Origin of the sequence: Nocardioides sp. B-3, from assembly GCF_024703895.1 — a bacterium.
In the GTDB taxonomy this organism is placed as follows: Bacteria; Actinomycetota; Actinomycetes; order Propionibacteriales; family Nocardioidaceae; genus Nocardioides.
Window position 1 is genome coordinate 2,633,286 of record NZ_CP087968.1, and the last position, 20,467, is coordinate 2,653,752.

Consider the following 20,467-nt stretch of genomic DNA (forward strand, 5'->3'; position numbering starts at 1 on the left):
GCCGGCTCCTTCGTCCAGTCCCGCACCGCGTCCCCGGCGGTGCTGCTCGCGGCCCGCCGGCTCGTGGCGGAGCCTCGCCCGGCCGGTCGCGCCGCGGCCGCGGTCGGAGCCATCGCGCTCGTCTCCGGGGGTGGAGCGGCCGTCGCCGCCGATCTCCCGGCCAGCGACAACGTGGACGCCTTCTACTACATCTCGCTCGCGCTGGTGGCGGGCGCGCTGCTGGTGGCGCTGCTGGTCGCGATCGGCACCCCGGCGGTGCACTCGGTGGAGTCGATCCCGGACCGGAAGCGGTCCGTCGCGTCACTGTTGGCGCTGGGCATGCCGCTCGACGTCCTCGAGAGCGCCCAACGCTGGGAGTCACGACTCGTGGCCATCCCGATGGCGACGGCCGGGGGTGATCCTCGGGTCGCTGACGGTCGGCGTGCTGGGAGACCGTGGCTCGCCGCTGGCGTTGCTCGTGCTGGTGGCCAACGCCGTCATCACCCTCGGCCTCGTGTGGCTGGCCATCACGGCCGCCGCCCGCATCACCCGGCCGTGGGCGACGCGGGCGGCCTCGGCCGCCAACCTGCGCACGGAGTAGTCGGCAGGCAGAGCCGGATCAGGCGTAGCTCGCGGCGGTCTCGAGCAGGACGTCGTGCAGGGCCAGCTCGGCAGCAGCGCGCACGCGTCCCGGCCGGTGCGCCGTCAGGACGCGCCGTGCGGGTGCGGTGTCGCCCAGTGAGACCACGCGGACGTCGGGGTGCTGGTTGACCGTCGCCGTGCGTGGCGCGAGCGCGATCCCGAGACCGACGCTCACCATCGCCTGCGCCTCCCGGTAGTCGTTGGCGTGGAAGGCGATGGTCGGCGTGAACCCGGCGGCCGGGGCGCTGCGTTCGAGCACCTCGACGACCGGGTGTCCGCCGGCACGGATGATCCGGGGGTTCGTCGGCCGGGTCGGCCATCTTGACGGTGCGCCGGCGCGCCAGCCGATGGGTGGCACCGACGAGCAGGACCGTCGGGTCGGTGAAGAGCTCCGTCAGCTCCAGCTCCTCGTTGTCGATCCGCTGCCACTCGTAGTCCCACAGCAAGGAGATGGCGACCGTGCCCTCCTCGAGCAGTCGGACCGGGTGGTCCTCGCGTCCGCTGCTGATGGTGAGCTGGATGGCGGGATAGAGCTCGCGGAACCGGCGTACGGCGAGGGGCAGGAACGAGCTTCCGACGGTGGGGAACGTGCCGAGGGCGACGCTCCCGCGCCGTACGCCTGCGATGTCGGCGAGGTCCGCCTCCGCCGCTGCCAGCTGTCGCACGACCTTGCGCGCGTGCCGAGCCAGCACCAGTCCCGCATCGGTGGGCGTCATGCCGCGTGCGTGCCGGTCGAGCAGCGGTTGGCCGACCTCCCGCTCCAGTCGCAGCAGCTGCTGGGAGATGGCGGACGGCGTGTAGCCCAGCGCGGAGGCCGCGCTGGTCACGGAGCCCTCCTCCACGACGGCGAGCAGGACCCGGAGGCGTTTGACGTCGAGCATGGGTCAAGTGTGCATGAAGGATCGCTTCACGACCATGAAGTGTGCTTCAGCAGCTCTAACGCGCGGCTGATGGCGAGCGGAGCGGTGGATCCACCGGGCCTGACCGCCGGATTCCCGGGTCTGCTGCTCGGCCCGGTGGGCACGTCCCCGACCACTGCCGAGGAGCGGTTCACCTTCGGCTCCCTCTTCCTCGGGGACGGGGTGTCACTCGTCGCGGTGGCCCTCGGCATCTTCGGCCTCGCCGAGATCGCCAGCCGCGTCGGCCAGCGCCGTGTCACCGAGCAGCCTGTCACCCTCAGTGGAGGGTGGGGCGCCGGCATCCGCGAGTGGCTCACGCACTGGACCCACGTCGTGCGGGGCTCGCTGATCGGCATCTGGGCCGGGATCCTGCCCGGCGTCGGCGCCACGGCCGGCACTGGCTGGCCTACGGCCGGGCCGTCGCGACCGCCAAGGACAAGCGCCAGTTCGGCAAGGGTGACCCCCGAGGCATCGTCGGCCCGGAGAGCGCGAACAACTCGGTCGAGGCCGGCGACCTCATCCCGACGTTCCTCTTCGGGATCCCCGGCGGAGTGCCGTCCGCGATGCTGCTCGGGATGCTGTTGACCTACGGCATCCAGCCCGGGCCGGCCATCGTCACCGAGCACCTCGACCTGATGTACGTCATCATCTGGTGCTTCGCGATCGCCAGCGTCGCCGGAGCCTTCCTGTGCTTCCTCGCCACGCCGACCCCGGCCAAGCTGACCAAGGTGCCCTTCGCCATCCTCGGCCCGGGACTGCTGGTCGTCATGCTGCTCGGGGCCTACCGGGAGGGCGGCCAGCTGGGCGACCTGTGGGTGATGGTCGTGCTGGGCGTCATCGGGTTCTTCCTCAAGGCCACCGGCATGCCACGCGCACCGTTCCTCATCGGATTCGTGCTCGCCATACCCATGGAGCGCTACTACTACCTGACCACCAGCCTCTACGACAGCTCCGCCTGGATGGCGCGTCCCGGCGTGCTCGCCTTCGCGGCCATCCCGGTGGTGCCGCTGCTGTGGTCGCTGGTCAAGCGCATCCGGGCGACTCGCTCCGGCGCACCCGACGACGGCCACCGCAACGAGGCCGAGCTCGACGACGCCGACGGTGACGAGCTCGAGGGATCGATGACCGGCACGCGCTGGTCGCTGGCCGTGGCCGTGGGTGCCGTGCTGCTCTTCGCCGGAGCGCTGGTCCTCAGCGGGTCGTTCTCCGAGGAGGCCAGACTGATGCCTCGCCCGGTCGCCGGCTGTGGCCTGCTCGCAGCGGTCGCGCTGCTCTGGCAGGAACGGCGCGGTTGGCAGGGAGAGACCCCGGACACCGTTGACGAGGTCGGGCCGACGGCGGCGCCCGCGTCCGGGACGACCATGCTGGCCACCCGCGACGAGGCTCGACTGCGGACGCGGCGCGAGGACCTCGTGGTCGCCGGCCGCACCTTCGCCTCGATGGCGGCCTTCCCGGTGCTGGTGTCCCCGGCCGGCTACCCGGCAGCCGCCCCTGGTCTTCGTGCCGTTGTTCCTGCTCTACACGGCGCGTGCCAAGCCTCGGACCGCGGTCATCTACACCCCGGTCCTCGGCATCGTGCTGCTGTCCCTGCCGTCCCTGCTCCCGGTCGAGCTCCCGCCGGGCCTGTTCCAGTGACCCGGCACCGTGTCCTCGCTCCGCTCCGCACGTCGAAAGGATCGCTATGACCATCGTGGTCGCCTATGCCGACACCCCACCCGGCCATGCCGCCATGAGGGCCGCAGTCGAGGCGTCGATCGACGAGGAGGAGGTGATCGTGGTTCTCGCCGTGCGTGGCGAGGCCCCGCCCACCGTCGCCGACGTCGAGGCTCACTGGCCCGAGCTGACCGGCCGCGTCGAGGTCGACCGGGCGGACGTCGGGGACCCGAGTGACGCGGTCGTGCAGGTGGCGCAACGACGGGACGCGCGCCCGGTCGTGCTGGGCCTCAGGCACCGCACGCCGGTCGGCAAGATGGTCTTCGGGTCCACCGCGCAACGCATCCTGCTCGATGCCACCTGCCCGGTCCCGGCCGTCAAGCCGGCGCTATAGCCCCAGCATCCGGCCGATGATCTCCTTCTGGATCTCGGTGGTGCCGCCGTAGATCGTCTGGATGCGACTGTCGACGTAGGCCTTGGAGATCGGGTACTCCGACATGTAGCCGTAGCCGCCGTGCAGCTGGACGCCGGCGTCGACGACCCGCTTCTGCAGCTCGGTCGTCCACCACTTCGCCATCGCGGCGAGCGAGGTGTCGACCTCGCCGGCATTGAGCTTGAGGACGCAGTCGTTGACGAAGACCCGGGCGATGTGGGCCTCGGTGGCCATCTCGGCGAGCACGAACCGGGTGTTCTGGAACTTCCCGATCGGGCGGCCGAAGGCCTCGCGCTCCTTGGCGTAGGCCGGGCACATGTCCAGCACGTGCTCGATCGCGGCGACGGCGATGACGGCGATGGAGATGCGCTCCTGCGGCAGGTTGACCATCAGCGAGATGAAGCCGGAGCCCTCCTCGCCGAGCAGGTTGGCCTTGGGCACGATCACGTTGTCGAACGACAGCTCGGCGGTGTCCTGAGCCTTCAGGCCCATCTTGTCGAGGTTGCGCCCGCGCTCGAAGCCCTCCATGCCGCGCTCGACCACGAGCAGGCTGATGCCCCAGTGGCCGGCGTCGGGGTTGGTGCGCGCGACGACGATGACGAGGTCGGCCGGGATGCCGTTGCTGATGAAGGTCTTGGAGCCGTTGAGGACGTAGTGGTCGCCCTTGTCGACCGCCGTCGTCCTGATGCCCTCGGAGGTCGGAGCCGGCGCCCGGCTCGGTCATCGCGATCGCCGAGATGAGCGAGCCGTCGACCGTGCCCGGCAGCCAGCGTCGCTTCTGCTCGTCGTTGGCCAGCGAGCTGATGTAGGGAACGATGATGTCGGTGTGCACGGGGAAGCCGAGCCCGCTGGCGCCGACGCGGCTGATCTCCTCCGCCATCACCATGTTGTAGCGGAAGTCCTTGATGCCCGGGCCGCCGAACTCCTCCTCGACGTCGAAGCAGAGCAGGCCCATCTCGCCGGCCTTGCGCCATACGTCGCGATCGACCCGGCCGTCCTTCTCCCACTGCTCGTGGAACGGCTGCACCTCCTTCTCCATGAAGGCGCGCGCCGTACGGCGGAAGTCCTCGTGTTCCTGCTCGAGGATGGTGGGGCGTTCAGGCATGGAGTTCCCTTTCCTGTGCTGCATTGAGAGCGTCGAGCATGGAGAGCGGGCCGAGGTCCGACAGGCGGTGGCCGTCCGGATAGGTGACCGGCTTGTGGAGGTACGGCGACGTGCGGGGCGCCGCGAAACGCAGCGCTCGTCCTCGCAGCCGCAGCGATCGGCGTACGAGGGAGGCGAACCGGGCCGGCTGGGCGGGCAGCCCCGGGGCGACGCGCAGCGGCTCGTCCATCATGGCGATCGTCACCCGCCGCACCAGCGGGCGGGCCGGGGCCAGGGGCGACCGCCCGCGCGATGTCGATGGACGCCTCGGCGAGCGCGGTGTTGGCCGGGTCGGGGGAGAAGTGGGTGCGTTCGTAGTCGACCAGCAGCTGCAGGTAGCCGTCGTACGTCGAGGGCAGCCCCTTGATCCCCATCAGCTCGCCGAAGCGGGTGGTGACCCGGGTGATCGCGACCAGCTCGTGCGGATCGAGCGGCCGCCAGCCGTAGGCCGAGATCCAGCGCACCGGTCCGACGATGGTGGTGGCCGGGACGTAGGCGAACTCGTCGTTGGGGATGTCGTAGTGGCCGTGGATCTTGTTCAGGCGCCGCACCGCCGCGTGCCCGCGAGCGGAGTCGATGCCCTCGATCGTCGACTCCTCGCCGATCAGGATCGTGTCGTCGTAGCGCTTGATGCCGTCGTGCTCGAACTCGCCCGTCTTGTGCAGCAACCGGGAGATCGACGGGACGCCGTAGTCGCGCATGAAGGCGATCCCGGTGCCTTGCACGTAGTCCCACGGGAACTCGTGACGCGCGGTCAGGTTGGTGATCGCGTCGTAGTCGACCTCGGGGTCGAGGGCCCGGATCCGGCGAAGATTGTCGTAGCGACGAGGGTGGGCTAGGAGACCCATTCCTTCACCTGCGCAATCGTCGCGGCCGGGTCCTCCGTGACCGGGGTGAGGGACAGGTTGGTCACGCCCGCCTCCTTGAAGGCCGCGATCCGCTCGCGCGTAGGACTCGGGACCGACGAGGTTGGCGGCCTCGAGCCACTCGAGCGGGACGAGCGCCTCGGCCTCCCTCTTCTTGCCGGAGAGGTAGAGCTCCCGGATCTGCTCGGCCTCCTTCTCGTAGCCGAACTGGCAGGCGATGTCGTTGTAGAAGTTCTTGCCCTTGGCGCCCATGCCACCGACGTAGAGCGCGTAGAGCGGCCGGGCGAGGTCGAGCAGCGCCTTCGTCTCCGCGCCCTCGCCGATCGCGACCATGCCGCCGGCGTTGATCTCCAGCGGTCCGAGGTCGGCCGAGCGCTTCGCCGTACCGGCAGCGAGGGCGTCGCCCCAGACCAAAGTGCGACTTCTCGGGGTGGAAGAGCATCGGGATCCAGCCGTCGGCGATCTCGGCGGTCTGCTCGACGGACTTCAGCCCGAGGGCGGCGATGTAGATCGGGATGGTGTCGCGCTCGGGGTGGGTGAGGATCTTCAGCGACTTGCCGAGCCCGGTCACGGCGCCGTCCGCCTTGGTCAGGGGCAGCTTGAAGATGCCGTCGTTCTCGAGCCGCTCGCGCTTGAGGCCACGGCGGACGATGTCGATGACCTCGGCGGTGCGGCCGAGCGGCTTGGAGTAGGGCACGCCGTGGAAGCCCTCGATCACCCGGGGACCGCTGGCGCCGAGGCCGAGGATCGCGCGGCCACCCGACACGTTGTCGAGGCCGGCGGCGGTCTGCAGCAGCGCACCGGGGGTGCGGGAGTAGACGTTGAGGATCGCCGAGCCGATCTCGATCGTCTCGGTCTTCGCCGCGAGGTAGCCCATCAGCGTCGGAGCGTCGAAGCCGTAGGCCTCCGCGATCCACACGGTGTCGAGCCCGGAGCTCTCCAGCTTGCTGACCCGGTCGGCGGCCTCGCGGGGGTTGCCGGCGTACATCAGCGGCATGGAGAGCTTCATGGCGCCAACTGTGACACCATTACTGTCACAATCGCAAGGAGGGTACGGCGATCAGTCCTGCGGGCACACGGGACGGGGCTCCCGGCCGGGGAAGTGCTCGGCCCACTCGGCCTCGGTGAGGTCCCGACCAGCCAAGCGGCAGGCGAACTCGACGGCTCGCGTCGCGGAGGGATCCCACACGTAGACGGCGGGATCCCCTGCCCACGGGACGATCAGGATTTCGCCGTTCGGCAGGAAGACGGGCGAGGTGAGCACTCCCTCGGTCACGCTGATGCGGCGGGTGATCCGACCCGTCGACACCTCCCAGAGGATGACGGTTCCGTCCGGGCCGCTGCTGACGAGCTGTGAGCCGTCTTCGGAGAACGCAGCCCACGAGGCATAGTCGCCGTGGGCGATCCCGGGTTGCCGCACGAGCTGACCGGTCTCGGTGTCGATGATGGCCACGTCTCCGTCGAACCCGGTAGCGGCTACGTGCCGACCCGTCGGCGAGTAGACCGCCCAGTTGGCGCTCGCCGGGCCGAGAGCCCCTTCCCTGACGACCTCACCGGCCTCGAGGTCGACCAGCGCCCAGCGGTCGACTGGATCGTCCCAGAAGCCGCGGGCGTCCGATCCGCCGATGAGGACGAAGGCGGTTCGGTTGTCCGGCCCGAGAGCGACGCAGCACACGTTCGCACCGAGGTCGACCTGTCGCCCGACGGGCTCGAGGGTCGGACCATCCGGGAGGGTCAGGGTGCCGGACAGCTCGGAGATCACGACCCGGGAGCCATCAGGGCTGTGAGCGAGCTCTGTCACACGGTTGCCGACCGGGTGAGGACCGACCCGGACCCGACCCGTGGTCCCGTCCATGACGTAGATCGTGCCGCCCCGGGCCCGGAGATACTCGGCGCGCGGCGAGAACCAGCTGCCCCCGCCACGGCCGTAGGCCTCGCTGTCGGGTTGTCTCCGGAACGCGCGGCGTCGCGCCACGTCCACCATGATGGAGTGTCCCGTGCACAGCTTGTACGCGATGTAGGCCCCGTCGTAGGAGGGATTGACGAAGCAGGGCGCCTTCGTTCCAGTCCACGTGGGGAGTCCCGTGATCTGCTCCCGGCGGAGGTAGCGATGCTGGCCGTCCACATCGAGATCGCGCAAGCTCTGGTCGGTCGCGCTGATGACCCGCTTCCCGAGGCCGTGCAGGTCCACGGCGCCGGGCTCGCCCCGGGGAAGGTCGAACTGGGCGAGCCGACGTCCGGTCCGGGTGTCCCAGACAAAGGCACCGGTCGGCCGGTAGGTCGCCGTCAGGACCCGGCGGCCGTCGCTACTGAAGCGGGCATCGAACGTGTGATTGTCGTGGGGCAGGGTGTGCCGGACCTGACCGGTGCCGGCATCGAGCAGGAGAGCCTCGGCCTCCGGGTCGCCACGCGCCAGGACCGGGAACCGCCCGTCGGGGCTGATATCGAGACCCACCTCGAAAGGCGTGGTGTCCTGCTCCAACAGGGTGCGGACCTCACCCGTGCGCAGGTCGTGGACGCGCACGGCAGGCGTGGCGGTGTAGAGCAGACGGCCATCCGGTGAGAGGACGGCAGAGGCCCATCCCGTGGTCCACGGCGTGAGATCGATCATCAGCGGCTTCGAGGACGACCCCAGCGACCAGACGTAGGCGCGATGACTCGCTGGCGCCCATTCGTTGTTCTCAGAGGTGAGCTTGCCCACCACCACGGCCAGTGTCGAGCTGTCTTGGCTGAAATGCGCTTCGTTCAGCCGCCAGTTCCCCGGGGGCAGACCTGCCGGTTGTGGCGAGACTGGGTCCAGCGTGCGGGCATCGAGGAGGTGCAGCAGATGCGCGGAGAACGCGGACCCACCAACGGCGACCATTCGCCCGTCGGGGCTGGCACGGAGGGCTCGCCGGGTGTCGAACTCGGAGCGGGTCGAACCGATCTGGCGTCGAGCGAGCTCGGCACCCGTGGTCAGATCGCGGATGCTGACGGTGTGGGCCGAGTCGTAGAGTGCGGCGGTGCGGCCGTCGGGCAGGACGTCCAATGCCACTGTCTGCGTGCCCGAGAGTGGGGTGGAGCGGATCAGCGCCGGGTTGCGAAGGATGGCCTGCTGCAGGTTGCCGATCGTCTCTGGCGAGTCGTCCAGGACCACCCCGGCTGCAGGCCAGCAACATCTCGGTGTCGACATCACCCAACGTGGTGCCCCGAGCCGCGGCGCCCCGCGCCAGCGCGGACACGGCGGACTGCTCCGCATTCGCAGCGCTCTGCTCCGCCCGCTCTGTCTGGACAGCAGCCACACCCCCCGCGGCGAGCGCCGGGACGAGGAGCACGACGGCACCGGCGAGCACGATCCGAAGCCGTCGGATGAGCCGGCCCTGAGCTCGGGCGCGCTCGGCGGCGCTCTGTTCCTCGGCGTCGGACGCCTCTCGTCCGGCAGTCAGGAAGTCGCGCCCCGTGTCGGTGAGCGCGGACGCCGTACGCGACTGCCAGTCCAGGGGCACGAGTCAGCCGCACGCCGCGATAGAGCTCGCTGTCGGGGCGGTCGAGGGTGTCCCGGGCGTCGGCGGCGCCGCTGAGGTGGTGGCGGATGCGTTGGCCCTCGACGTCGTCGTCGAGCCAGCCGCGCAGGCGTGGCCGGCGCGAGCGAGGGCCTCGTGCGTGATCTCCAACCGTCCCTCGTCGCTGGTGACCAGCCGTGCGTCGACGAGCATCTGGATCAGGCGCTCGTGCTCGGGGTCCGAGGTGAACAGCCGACGGGAGACTTGGGTGCGGACCGCTTCGCCGTCGATGCCCGGCGAGACCAACCGGAGGACCGTGTCGCGGAGCAGCGGTCGTTGGTCAGTTTCGACCCGGCCGTAGAGGAGCTCCGCGGACTGGGCCACCGCCCCGTGGATCCCCCCGGTGGCGCGGTAGCCGTCGACGGTCAGGGTGTTCCCTTCGCGCCGGCGCCGGGTCTCGAGCAGGGCGTGCGACAGCAGCGGCAGTGCGCCGGGGTCGTCGCGGACCTCTCGGACGAGCAGGTCGACGAGACCCGGTTCGAGGAGCAGCCCTGCCTGCTGAGCCGGACCTGTGACGGCCTCGCGCAGGGCCTGCTCGTCGAGCGCGCCGACGAGGTGCAGGCCGCGTTCGACCAGCCGGCTGAAGCCGTCATGCTCGGTGACCTGCGCGAGCCGGTCTCCACGCAAGGTCAGGATGACAGGTCGACGGGTGGCCTCCTCGGCCAGCCGCGAAAGGAACTCGCGCCGCTCGTCCGGGTCGTCGCAGAGCGCGAAGACCTCCTCCGTCTGGTCGATGGCGAGCACGGTGCGGGCGTCCGCGTCCTCGGGGAGGGCGGACAGTGCCTCGACGGGGCGCGCGCCCGGAGTGATCACCACGATCCGGTGTCCGCGCTCGCGCAAGGCCGCCAGCACGCCGGCGCGCATGATCGAGGACTTGCCGGAGCCGGAGGGGCCGACGAGCGCGACGAAGGACTGGGCGGCGAGCAGGTCAAGGCACGACCACACGACGGCGCTGCGGCCGAAGAAGCGCTCGGAGTCGTCGACGTCGTAGGCCCGTAGCCCCTGCCGGGGACACTGCACCGCGCGGTCCGGGGCGTGGGGACCAGGGGGCCGACGTCCTGCTGCAGGATCGACTGCTCGAGGGCCAGCATCTCCGGAGCGGGGTCGATCCCGAGCTCCCCGGCTCAGCACGGCGCGGAGCTGGCGCAGCGAGCGCAGCGCCTCGCCCCGGGCTCCGGTCTGGTACTGCGCGAGCGCCAGCAGCTCCCAGCGGCGCTCGCGCAACGGCGCGGCGCGCACCATGGCGTGGGCCTGCGGCAGCACTCGCGCGGACGTCCGCTGCGCAGCAGCGTCGACGTGCATCTCCTCGGCCTCGAGCCGCAGCTCGCCCAGCCGTCCGGCCTCGCGCCGCGCGGGCCCCCAGTCGGGCAGGTCCGGGAACGCCTGCCCCCGCCACAGCTGGAGTGCCTGCTCCAGCAGGTAGGCCACCCGGTCGCTCTCGCCGACCGCCGGGAGCTCGCGAGCCCGGACCACCCGGGCCTCGAAGTCGCGGGAGTCGACGTGGTCGGACGGCACCACGAGCGCGTAGCCGTGGGGCGTCGTCTCGATCGCGGCACTGCCGATCGCCTTGCGGAGCCGGACGACGCACGACTGGAGGTTCTTGGCGGCGGACGCGGGTGGATGGTCGCCCCAGACGGCGTCGATCAGTTCGTCCGCGCTCACCGGCTGCCCCAGCCTCGTGGCCGGGGCCTGCAGTACGACGCGGTCGCGGGGGCCGAGACGTCCCGAGCCATCAACGGTGAGCGGACCGAGGACAGTGATCCCCACATCGCCAGCGTCCTCGCCTGAGGTACCGGCGTCAACGACGCGGATACCGAACGGATACCGGTCCTACGAGCGACGTGTACCGGCGATCAGTTCTTCCCGTGCCACGAGTCCCAGAGTGCGGCGTAGGAACCACCAGCAGCGACCAGCTCGTCGTGCGACCCGAACTCGCTGATCCGTCCGTCCTCGCACACCGCGACCCGGTCGGCGTCGTGCGCGGAGAAGAGCCGGTGCGCGATCGCGATGACGGTGCGTCCTTCGAGTACGGCGGCGAGCGAGCGCTCCGGGTGCCGGGCCGCGCGAGGGTCGATGAGAGAGGTCGCCTCGTCGAGGACCAGCGTGTGCGGGTCGGCCAGCACCAGTCGAGCGAGCGCGATCTGCTGGGCGTGGGCAGCCGTCACGGCCCGCCCGCCGGAGCCGATGATCGTGTCGAGTCCGGCCGGCAGGGCGGCCACCCACTCCTGCGCATCCACCGCTGACAGGGCGGCGTGCACCTCGTCATCCGAAGCGAACGGCCGGGCGAGGATGAGGTTCTCCCGCAGCGTGCCGACGAAGACATGGTGCTCCTGCGTGACCAGCGCGACGTGGCCGCGGAGGTCGCCCAGCGGCAGCTCGACCAGACCGACGTCGCCGACGGTGACCGAGCCGGACCGCGGCGGGTGGATGCCGGCCAGCAGTCGGCCGAGCGTCGACTTCCCGGCTCCTGACGGGCCGACCATCGCGATCCGCTCGCCGACACCGACGTCGAGGTCGACGCCGTGGAGCACGTCGCGCCCCTCGACGTACGCGAACCGCACGTCGGATGCGTCGAGCTTCTCCGAGGACGGGGTGCGGCCCGAGACCGAGCGGTCGTCGGGCACCCGGGCGACGCCGAGGAGCCTCGAGAGCGCGGGCGGCGCCGAGCTGGAGCTCGTCGAGGATGGAGACGATCCGGTCGACCGGGTCGATCAGCATCTGCACGTAGAGCGTCGCGGTGGTGACCTCGGCGAGCGAGACCGAGCCCTGCGTGTAGAGGTAGCCGCCGAACAGCAGCGTGCCGACCACGGGCAGCAGGTAGCTCAGCTCCATGCTCGGGAAGAACATCGTGCGCAGGTGCAGGGTGTACTTCTCGGCGGTGAACGACTTGGCGCAGTCGTCGTCGCACATCTCCACCCGCTTGGCGCCGAGCCCCAGCGCCTCGACCGTCCGCGAGCCCTCGACGGTCTCGGAGAGGGTGGTGGTGATCTGCGAGTAGGACGCGGTCTCGGCGAGGTACCCGTCCTTGGCGCGGGCGAGGTACCACCGCAGCCCGCCCACCAGCGGCGGCAGCGCGAGCAGGCACGGCAGCGCGACCCACCAGCCGACGCTGAGCGCGGCGGCGAAGGTCAGCACGGCCGACACGACCGCGATGGTCCACTCGGGCAGCGCCCAGCGGACCGACCAGCCGAGCCGGTCGATGTCGGAACCGGTGCGGGTCAGCAGGTCGCCGGAGCCGGCGGCCTCGACGGTGCCGACGGGCAACGCGAGCGTGTTGGCGACGAAGTCCTCGCGGAGCTCGGCCAGCACCAGCTCGCCCATCACCTGCGAGCGGTAGCGGGCGTAGCGCGTGAGCACCGACTGCAGCACCAGGGAAGACTGCCGGGGCGATGACGATCTTGTCGACGTACGCGCGGGTCGTGCCCTCCTCGACGGCCTGCACGAGGTCGCCGAGCAGTCGCGGTGCGGCCAGCGCCGCGAGCGCGGCCAGCACGTGCAGCCCGAGCGCGGTCCACAGGAGGCGCGGGTGCCGGTGCGCGACTCGGCCGACATAGCGGCGTACCGCGCGACCGTCCGCGATCGGGAGGCGGGTCGTCACACTCATACGACTGCCTCCACGTCACGCACGACGACACTGCGGTATGCCGCAACGTCGGCCAGCAAGGAGGCGTGGGTGCCCACCGCGGCGACCCGCCCGTCGACGAGGAACGCCACCTCGTCGACGGCGTCGAGCAGGAGCGGACTGACCGTCGTGACGACCGTGGTGCGACCCGCGCGGTGGGCCCGCAGCCGGGACGCGATCCGCGCCTCGGTGTGGGCGTCGACGGCGCTGGTCGGCTCGACCAGGGACCGGGATCTCCGGGTCGGCGGCGAGGGCGCGCGCCAGCACGAGCCGCTGTCGCTGGCCACCGGAGAAGGAGCGGCCCTTCTCGGTGACGATGGAGTCTAGCCCGTCGGGGAGCGCCTCGAGGATGTCCTCGGCGGACGCGGTGAACAGCGCCTTCTCGACGTCGCCGTTGCCGCGCTCGTCGATGCGATCGGCGAGCCGGCCCGCGAACAGGGCGGCGCCGGTGTCGGAGACGATGATCCGCTCGCGCACGTCTGCATGGCGAAGCGAGGTCAGCGGCACGCCACCGAGCGAGACCTCGTCGTCCTGCTCGGCCGCGCACAGGCCCAGCCGGTCGGCGAGCAGCGCCGAGTCGTCGGGCTGGTCGGAGACGATCGCGGTGAGGATGCCGGGGCGGACGCGCAGGCCGGATCGAAGATCGACCAGCGTCGAGCCCGGAGGCGGGGAGCGGCGGGAGACGACGGCTCCACCACGTCCGGCGCCAGTGCGAGCACCCGGCACACCCGGCTCGCCGCGACGCGGCCGCGGATCAGCTTGTTGGCGAACTCGGTCGCCGTACGCAGGGGAAGGAGGAGAAAGGCGGAGTAGCCGTAGAAGGCGACCAGCTCACCCGCGGTGATGGCGCCGGTGACGGCGGACCGGGCGCCGAGCCAGACGACGAGCACGACGAAGATGCCGGGCAGGAACACCTGCAGCGCGTCGAGGGACCGACTGGAGCTTCGCGACGTTGACGGCGGCGGTCCGGGTCGCCTGCGACTCGCGGCGGTAGCGGTCGAGGAAGACGCCCTCGCCGCCGATCCCGCGCAGCACGCGGAGACCGCCCACGATGTCGGTGCCGGTGTTGGACAGGTCGGAGCGCATCTGCCGCTCGGTGGCGGCGCGGACCTGCAGCGGCTTGAGGATCGGGCCCATCACCAGCATCAGCAGCGGCACGCCGATCAGCACCACCGGGCCGAGCTGGACCGAGGTCGAGAGCAGGATCGCGGAGACGAGCAGGAAGGACACGATCGCGCCGGCGAAGCGGGCGGTCACGTCCATCACGTTGCCGATGTGGTCGAGGTCGGTGGTGCCGATCGCGATCACCTCGCCGGTGCTGACCTTGCGCGGCAGCGAGCCCCCGAGGCGCACGGACTGGCGCGAGGTGAGCTGCACGATCCGGTAGGACGCGGTCAGCCAGTTGGTCACCGCGAACCGGTGCCGCATGATCCCGGTGAGCGCCTGCACGAGCCCGATCGCGAGCATCACGCCGGCCCAGAGCACGAGCTGGCCCCGGTCGCGATCAGCGACGCCGCGGTCGATCGCGCGACCGAGGACGGCGGGCATCACGGCCCGGCAGGACATCCAGATGATGCCGAACGCCATGCCGCCCATCAGGGTCAGGCGCTGCTGCCCCGCGAGCCACCACAGGAACCGTCCCGGCCCGCGGTGATCGGCGATGCCGGGGTCGGGGACGGGGAGCTGACGCACTCGAACGAGAGTACGTATCGAGTGCCTGCTCGGGCGAATCCTTTTTGCGCACAGTCCTCATGCCTCGTTCACCTCGCCGTCGTCGCCGCGACGTACGCCGACGCGACGGTGTCCCACATGACCGTGACTCGGCAGGTGCCAGTTCGAGACCGGACCCCGAGCCCGGTCGTCACGCCCGCCATCGTGGGTCACCGCGGTGCCAGCGGGCACCGCCCCGAGCACACGCTCGAGGCCTACCGCACGGCGATCCGCATGGGCGTCGACGACATCGAGATCGACCTCGTCAGCACGTTGGACGGCGTGCTGGTCGCTCGGCACGAGTCCGAGCTGAGCGGCACCACCGACGTCACCGACCACCTCGAGTTCGCGGGCCGTCGCGACACCCGCCGCATCGACGACCACCTCGTCACCGGTTGGTTCACCGAGGACTTCACGCTGGCCGAGCTGAAGACCCTCACGGCCCGTGAGCGGCTGCCCGCGACCCGGCCGGGGAACACGGCCTACAACGGCCGCGAGGGGATCGCGACCCTCACCGAGATCCCGGCGATGGTGCACGCCGAGTCGATGCGCCGAGGTCGCAGCGTCGGGGTGATGATCGAGCTCAAGCACGCGGCCTACTTCGACTCCGTCGGGCTGCCTCTCGACGACCCGCTGCTCATCGCCCTGCACCGCCACGACCTCGACCGGCCGTGGGCGCGGATCAGCCTGATGTCCTTCGAGACCGGCATCCTGCGCCGGTTGGCCCAGCGCACGAAGCTGCCGATCATCCAGCTCCTCGAGGCGGGGCCGTCGCACGCCGAGCTGTGCACCCCCGCCGGGCTCGCCGGGATCGACGAGTACGCCGACGGGATCGGTCCGCACAAGAGCCCGGTGCTGCCCCGCGACGACCGCGGCGCGATCGGCGAGCCCTCGAGCTCGGTCCGCGACGCGCACCGCCTGTGGCTGACCGTGCACGTCTGGACGGTGCGCGCGGAGAACCGCTTCCTGCCCAGCAACCTGCGCCGCGGCGACGCCCCGGACGCGCCCGGCGACATGGCCGGCGAGGTGCGCGCGCTGCTCGACGTCGGTGTCGACGGCGTCATCACCGACCACCCGGAGCTCGCGGTCGCCGCGGCCCGGGAGCTCGACATCTGACGGTCGGACGGCGGACCGCATACCCGGTTCGCTGGTCAGCCGCTCGTGCCGCGCAGACTCAGGGCCACCGCCAGCACGTGCTTGCAGGGGCCTCGGGTGCCGTGGTGCTTCTCCTCCCGGGGACATTGGCAGACCAACGTGGGTCGGCTGAACTCGAGGGTGTCGTTGACGGGGCCGGCTGGATCGTCGGTGCGGACTCGGTAGGTCGCTGTGCCGCTCCCGGCCACCAGCCAAGCTCCGGGCTCGGCCTTGGCTGACCTTGTCCTGTTCGACCAGACGTTGCGCGGAGAGCAGGCGTGGGTTGCGTCGGAGCACTCTTGCTACGTCGATGGGCAGCTCACGGTGGAACCAGGCGCGTGCGGTGAGGTCATAGCCGAGACGTCCGGACGCGGCGAGCCATGCGAGCCCGGTCGTCACCTTGGATGTGCCCAGTCCACTGGCGTTGGCGAGGCGGTCAGGGTCGATGGTGGGTTCCCAGCCGAGGAAGGGCAGGAGGTTGAGGCCGTGGGTCTCGGCGGACGGGTCGTTGAGCCACATGAGGAGACTGCCCTCGCCGGAGAACGCCCGGTATGGCTCGGGGCTCAACACCAGAGTCAGGCGGCTGCTGGGGAGCTCGAAGACCCATGCAGTGGTGCCGGTCGGGGAGGCGTAGACGTCGAGCCGCCGTGTGTGCCTCGCCACGCGCTGAGAGCCTCGCAGCCGGGTGGCGCCGGGTAGGGGGATGGAGAGCTCGGAGCGGTGAGTCGCGATGCGCCGGGAGCCGGGCGCGGGCACGAGGTGCAGGAAGGGGCCCGGTGGGGCGACGCGTGGGAGGGCGCCGAGCAGCTTGCTGACGGCGGGTCCGACGAGGCTGCCCCGGTGCGACATGGAGGCGCTGATCGTGGGAACCTCGGCGAAGCCGCGCACCCAACGGTCGGGCAGGGTGACCTTGCGTTCGAGGTGGCTGGCGGCAGGCGTCGAGGCAGTGAGGCCGTGGTGTCCGACGGCGAGGTGCAGCGTCTCGGTGCGTGCTGTCCGGGCCAGTGCGGCGCGCAAAGGCGGATTGATGTCGACGTTGGTCGTACCGAACCCGATGGTGCTGGCGCCGAGCCCTTCTGCGAGGACGTCGAGTCGTGCGTGGACGCCGTTGCAGGCGGAGAACGACTCGAAGCGGAGGATGTCGCCGCTGGCGGTGACGACCGGGTCGAGGTTGGCCACTCGTTGGGCCGGGCCGAAGTCGGCGTAGCGCGTGCCGGCGACGTCGGCGACGGCAAGAAGACCGGCGGCGAGGACGTCGGGGCGGTCCGGGAAGCCGCTGAAGAACGTGGGGTTGTCGACCAGTCCGTCGGGGGTGATTCCGAGCGCGGTGGCGAGTGTGAGCGTGGACGTACCCTCGTGCTCGGTCAGAGTCGAGGCAGCCCTGTAGTCGCCGCTCACGCCTGCTCCACTGCCTCGACCAGCGTCCGGGCCGCATCGTGGGCCTTGGACGACCCGCGTGAACCGGCGAAATGGCGGATCCCGTCCGGCAGCTCGACCCGTTCGGGGATCTCGACCACCCAGCCCGACAGCTGGCGGAACAAGCCGGCCGGGGCCGGGGGCCGCTTGGGTTCGGCTGCCGGGCCCGAGGCCGGGGCCGTGAGCAGAGGCCACAGCTGCTTGACCAGCTGCTGCTCGCCGAGTGCCTGAGTGGTCTCGAGGAGATGGGGTAGGTCGAGGGTTCCGGCCCGGTGTCGCTGAAGGCCCACCTCAGCGATCAGACCGGGGTCGAACCGCTGGTGCCCGAGGGCGCAGCGGGCGCCGAGCAGCCGGTCGTCGTTGTGGTCGCCCTTGACCGTGGCGCGGGTGAGGTCGTAGAGGAACAGGTCGTGCAGGGGCGCGCCGAAGGTCCCGGTCGCATGCGCCGGGAAGTCGACCGTTGTCGTGAAGTGCCGATTCCCTTCGGCGAACGCGTTCTTCACGGCACGATCGGTCCAGTGGGAAAGACGCGGGCCAGTTCGGCTGCAGGACACGTAAGGATCTTCTGCGACCGAGGAGACGCGTGTGAGCACTCGGCACGTCGAGAATGGCACGGGTGCGGTTGCCGTGGAGACCCACTTACCGTCGACAGTGCGCGCGTCGACTGGTGGGAGGCCCCCGCTCGATACCCGTGTGCGGACGAGCTCGATCGCGTCCCACGACTCGTTGCCATCGGGAGAGGTGAGCTCGGGCGTCGTCCGGACAGCGAGTCCGCCGAGCTCGGTCAGCCGGGCCGGGTCCACCGGTCGCAGCCGGTGCAGGGCCTGAACCACGTCGAGCGGCCCGACTGGTCGGCCCTCGCACGCCGTGAGGCGGGCGAGCAGGTCGTCGAAGTCGATGGTGAAGTCTGCCCGGTCGGCGCGGCGAGGACGACGTCGTTGTGCTCCACGTTCAGGAGTCCCTCGAGCAGTCGGAACCGGGCGATCGCCTCCAGCTCGCCCGGCGCGCGAAACACGGCGAGCAGGGGCTGGGCGTCGACCCGCGGATTGCCGGTCGGACGCCCGAGCGGCGAGTCCGCGGCCAGAAGCCCGGCGACCTGCGGCACCCGGCGGAGGATCACGTGGTCGTCCCGGGCCATGTCGAAGTCCCGGTAGCGGACGCTCTGCCGCCACACCTCGACGTGGTGGAGCTGCTCGTGGTCGGGGTCGGACAGCTGGCTCGTGACGGTCCACGCGGGCACCGAGCGGCATGCGATCCGCCAGTAGTCGTCGACAGTGAGGTCGGACGCGGCCCACTGCTGGACCGCCCGGCGGCCGCCGGAGAACTCGTGCGGGTAGCCCTCGCCAGCCGCCTTGGTGACTGGCCGGCGCATCTCGCGCCGTACCGCGTCGGAGCCGTGTGACGCTGCAGCCGTGATCACGGCGAGCTCCAGGAGCTCGTCGTCCGGGGGCCGGGACCGGGACGAAGTAGGCCCGCTGCTTCTTGACCCACGCCTTGGAGAAGCACTGAACGTGGGTGCCGACGGCCGAGTAGCTCGGGTCGGCGACCATCGCCCGCAGGTGCGAGAGGTCGCGAGCGCGAGCGACCCGTGCGTCCTCGGAGGCGGACGTCCTCGGGCATGGGGCACAGGACGGGGTCGGTCCACAGCCCCCGGGCTTCTCGCGGCGTCATCGACGCCCCGCCCGACCGCAGGTCCGCCAGCCAGGCGTCGCCGTCCTCGGCGCGTGCGAGGGCGACACCGAGCCGCCGTGCTTCCTCCTGCGCGCTCGTCCGTCCCTTCGCCACGGCCAGTGTGCGGATGTTCGCAGGCAGCTCGATCGACACGTCGGGCGGGATCTCGACGGCGTACTGAGCCAGCAATCGCAGCAACAGGTGCAGCCCGGCCGGCTTGCGTCCGACACCTGCTCCGGTGTCCGCGACAGCCAGCGCGACCGGGTATGCGTCGCGGAACCCCCCGGCGAGGAACACGTCGGTGAACGCGTCGACCGTGCGGGACACCCTCAGCTGCCCGTTGGTCATGCGACTCTGGAGACTGGCGAGCAGTGGGGCGCGCCAGTCCCGGCCGCCTGCCATCGCGCTCAGCAGGTTGAAGGTGGCCCGCTGCAGCTGTTCGGGGTACTCGTTGGACCTCTTCGCGAGCGCCTCGCCCCACGTGATGTTGGGGTCGAGCCAGTGAGGCCAGTCCTTGTCGGGCGCGATCGGCGTCGGGCGCAAGTCCCACAGCCCGAGGGGTTCGACGCCGACGGGATGTGACGGCGCGGCTGCACCGCGTCGGTCGAGTGATCGCGTGACCGCCGCGGCGAATCGGACGTCCTCGTCGGCAGCGAGCAGCTCCAACGCCTCGACGACGCCGACACGGCCGACCCTTGCTTCCAGCGCCTCGTCGTCCGGGGCCTTCAGCAGCGTGGTCTTGTGCACCTTCTCGCGGCCGGCGACCAGCATCGTGAGGTCCGTCAGATCGTCCGGACCAGACACCAGTTCCAGCACCAGCGGCAGCACGACCTTCAGCACGGAGGACTTGGTCGTCGCCAGCACGCCCAGCATGTAGTCGAACCCACCCGGCACCTCCTCGACCCGCAAGCCCAGCACCCGGAGCGTCTCAGCCATGACGGCCTGCGCAGACGGACGATGCTGGGTCGTCAGCGCAGTGAGAACCACCTCGAGCAACCGGGAGCGGTCGAGCACCTCGAGCTGCACACCACGGCCCAACGCCTCGGGTAGCCACCCCCAGCTGCCGCACTGGTCGGAGTTCAGCAGGTGGTAGGCGAGGTCGGGAAGCAGAGGGTCCGCCCGGAGCCACTCGTCGACATCAGGTACGGCGTTCGGCCAGTGCCCGTGGAACGTGAGCGGTGCGCCGACGGTCCACACCTCGAGGAACGCCTCGCCAGAGGGGCAGGCCAAGCCGTGATGCGCCACGACGGAACGGATCACCTCACCCGACCCACCGCTCTTCGCCGCCTCGTCGACGTAGGCCCTGGGCCCACGCGCGGTCCTTCTCCCACAGTGCGTAGATGAGCTCGCTGTGGTCGTCGATCGCCCACGACTCGGCTTGCACTCGGTGGGCTGCCTTCACCGGTCCACACAGCTCGACTGCGGCGAGCGCGAGGATCAGGTGCGCCCGGTAGCCACGCTTCGATGCAGCCTCGTATGCGTCCCGGTCGTGCGGCTCCCCCGCCGCCGGCTGGTCGTACCCGAAGGTGGATTCGTTCATGAAGTCTGACCACGGTTTGGGCCGTTCGAACGCAGCCTTCGCCTCGTGACGCTCGTCCCCGTGCAGATCGTGAAGGACTTCCCAGCCCGCGGTCACGTCGCCCGCCTCCAGAGCCGGCGCCAGTCGATCCTTGAGCCCCACCCGTTCACCCCTGTATGCGTCGCTCCTGCGCAGTGCTGACAAGTGTGCAGGCCGTGGTCTGCGGTCGGGTGAGAA

15 protein-coding genes and 6 pseudogenes are annotated in these 20,467 nt (G+C 70.9%); 3 read left to right on the plus strand and 18 right to left on the minus strand.

Annotated features, from left to right (window positions below; all coding sequences use genetic code 11):
• Positions 1-598 precede the first annotated feature (598 nt).
• Together LP418_RS33740 and LP418_RS31100 are read right to left on the minus strand one after the other, a co-directional pair.
• Entirely contained in the window at positions 599-979 is a 381-nt protein-coding gene (locus LP418_RS33740; protein WP_442940276.1) for a LysR substrate-binding domain-containing protein, read from the minus strand.
• Positions 978-1,502, minus strand: a pseudogene (locus tag LP418_RS31100) (LysR family transcriptional regulator); the annotation flags it as partial. The gene LP418_RS33740 and the pseudogene LP418_RS31100, both read right to left, overlap by 2 nt.
• A 69-nt stretch (positions 1,503-1,571) precedes the next feature.
• Here LP418_RS31100 and LP418_RS17540 point away from each other — a divergent pair.
• Both LP418_RS17540 and LP418_RS17545 read left to right on the plus strand, forming a co-directional pair.
• Positions 1,572-3,205: pseudogene (locus LP418_RS17540) on the plus strand (tripartite tricarboxylate transporter permease).
• Positions 3,202-3,567: a universal stress protein gene (locus tag LP418_RS17545; RefSeq protein ID WP_257953032.1), complete on the plus strand. Its 366-nt coding sequence runs from the start codon at positions 3,202-3,204 to the stop codon at positions 3,565-3,567. The pseudogene LP418_RS17540 and the gene LP418_RS17545 overlap by 4 nt, the downstream one beginning before the upstream one ends.
• On the opposite strand, the gene LP418_RS33745 is transcribed toward LP418_RS17545, so the two are convergent.
• The 11 genes and pseudogenes from LP418_RS33745 to LP418_RS17590 form a co-directional block, all read right to left on the minus strand.
• Complete coding sequence (locus LP418_RS33745; protein ID WP_442940278.1) at positions 3,562-4,293, minus strand: acyl-CoA dehydrogenase family protein; 732 nt, start codon at positions 4,291-4,293, stop codon at positions 3,562-3,564. The two genes, LP418_RS17545 and LP418_RS33745, sit on opposite strands and share 6 nt — an antisense overlap.
• A 118-nt stretch (positions 4,294-4,411) precedes the next feature.
• Positions 4,412-4,735, minus strand: a pseudogene (locus LP418_RS33750) (acyl-CoA dehydrogenase family protein); the annotation flags it as partial.
• 1,019 nt (positions 4,736-5,754) lie between these two features.
• A pseudogene (locus LP418_RS33755) lies at positions 5,755-6,030 on the minus strand (LLM class F420-dependent oxidoreductase); the annotation flags it as partial.
• A gap of 64 nt (positions 6,031-6,094) precedes the next feature.
• Positions 6,095-6,625 (minus strand): annotated as a pseudogene (locus LP418_RS33760) (LLM class flavin-dependent oxidoreductase); the annotation flags it as partial.
• Between the two features lie 51 nt (positions 6,626-6,676).
• Positions 6,677-8,752 carry a WD40 repeat domain-containing protein gene (locus LP418_RS17560; RefSeq protein ID WP_257953034.1) on the minus strand — a complete coding sequence of 692 codons (2,076 nt, stop codon included), beginning with the start codon at positions 8,750-8,752 and terminating at the stop codon, positions 6,677-6,679.
• A 352-nt stretch (positions 8,753-9,104) separates the two neighbouring features.
• Complete coding sequence (locus LP418_RS17565; protein WP_257953035.1) at positions 9,105-10,925, minus strand: nSTAND1 domain-containing NTPase; 1,821 nt, start codon at positions 10,923-10,925, stop codon at positions 9,105-9,107.
• Positions 10,926-11,011: 86 nt separating this feature from the next.
• On the minus strand, positions 11,012-11,641 hold the full coding sequence (locus LP418_RS17570; RefSeq protein WP_257953036.1) for an ATP-binding cassette domain-containing protein: 630 nt from the start codon (positions 11,639-11,641) through the stop codon (positions 11,012-11,014).
• Positions 11,642-11,918: 277 nt separating this feature from the next.
• Positions 11,919-12,710 (minus strand): annotated as a pseudogene (locus LP418_RS17575) (ABC transporter transmembrane domain-containing protein); the annotation flags it as partial.
• A 67-nt stretch (positions 12,711-12,777) separates the two neighbouring features.
• Positions 12,778-13,287, minus strand: a complete 510-nt coding sequence (locus LP418_RS17580) for an ATP-binding cassette domain-containing protein (protein ID WP_257953037.1) — start codon at positions 13,285-13,287, stop codon at positions 12,778-12,780.
• Complete coding sequence (locus LP418_RS17585) at positions 13,278-13,694, minus strand: hypothetical protein (RefSeq protein ID WP_257953038.1); 417 nt, start codon at positions 13,692-13,694, stop codon at positions 13,278-13,280. Before LP418_RS17585 ends, LP418_RS17580 begins: the two co-directional genes overlap by 10 nt.
• On the minus strand, positions 13,612-14,472 hold the full coding sequence (locus LP418_RS17590) for an ABC transporter transmembrane domain-containing protein (protein ID WP_257953039.1): 861 nt from the start codon (positions 14,470-14,472) through the stop codon (positions 13,612-13,614). The genes LP418_RS17585 and LP418_RS17590 overlap by 83 nt, the downstream gene beginning before the upstream one ends.
• 117 nt (positions 14,473-14,589) lie before the next feature.
• On the opposite strand from LP418_RS17590, the gene LP418_RS17595 reads away from it, so the two are divergent.
• Positions 14,590-15,606, plus strand: a complete 1,017-nt coding sequence (locus LP418_RS17595) for a glycerophosphodiester phosphodiesterase family protein (RefSeq protein WP_257953040.1) — start codon at positions 14,590-14,592, stop codon at positions 15,604-15,606.
• Positions 15,607-15,641: 35 nt separating this feature from the next.
• Here LP418_RS17595 and LP418_RS17600 read toward each other — a convergent pair whose 3' ends face one another.
• The 5 genes from LP418_RS17600 to LP418_RS17620 form a co-directional block, all read right to left on the minus strand.
• The gene (locus LP418_RS17600) at positions 15,642-15,833 is read right to left on the minus strand and encodes an SWIM zinc finger family protein (protein WP_257953041.1); all 192 of its coding nucleotides are present in this window, start codon (positions 15,831-15,833) and stop codon (positions 15,642-15,644) included.
• A gap of 1,185 nt (positions 15,834-17,018) precedes the next feature.
• Positions 17,019-17,543 carry a hypothetical protein gene (locus LP418_RS17605; RefSeq protein ID WP_257953042.1) on the minus strand — a complete coding sequence of 175 codons (525 nt, stop codon included), beginning with the start codon at positions 17,541-17,543 and terminating at the stop codon, positions 17,019-17,021.
• A gap of 281 nt (positions 17,544-17,824) precedes the next feature.
• On the minus strand, positions 17,825-18,460 hold the full coding sequence (locus tag LP418_RS17610; protein ID WP_257953043.1) for a hypothetical protein: 636 nt from the start codon (positions 18,458-18,460) through the stop codon (positions 17,825-17,827).
• Positions 18,457-19,941, minus strand: coding sequence for a hypothetical protein (locus LP418_RS17615; protein ID WP_257953044.1), 1,485 nt, complete (start codon positions 19,939-19,941; stop codon positions 18,457-18,459). Before LP418_RS17615 ends, LP418_RS17610 begins: the two co-directional genes overlap by 4 nt.
• Before the next feature lie 31 nt (positions 19,942-19,972).
• Entirely contained in the window at positions 19,973-20,251 is a 279-nt protein-coding gene (locus LP418_RS17620) for a hypothetical protein (protein ID WP_257953045.1), read from the minus strand.
• Positions 20,252-20,467 lie beyond the last annotated feature (216 nt).

What these genes read in the sequence shown, in the direction of transcription:
- LP418_RS17545 (WP_257953032.1), top strand. Translation starts at nt 3,202, where the DNA reads ATGACCATCGTGGTCGCCTATGCCGACACCCCACCCGGCCATGCCGCC.
- LP418_RS17570 (WP_257953036.1), bottom strand. Translation starts at nt 11,641, where the DNA reads ATGGTCGGCCCGTCAGGAGCCGGGAAGTCGACGCTCGGCCGACTGCTG.
- LP418_RS17595 (WP_257953040.1), top strand. Translation starts at nt 14,590, where the DNA reads ATGACCGTGACTCGGCAGGTGCCAGTTCGAGACCGGACCCCGAGCCCG.
- LP418_RS17620 (WP_257953045.1), bottom strand. Translation starts at nt 20,251, where the DNA reads ATGAACGAATCCACCTTCGGGTACGACCAGCCGGCGGCGGGGGAGCCG.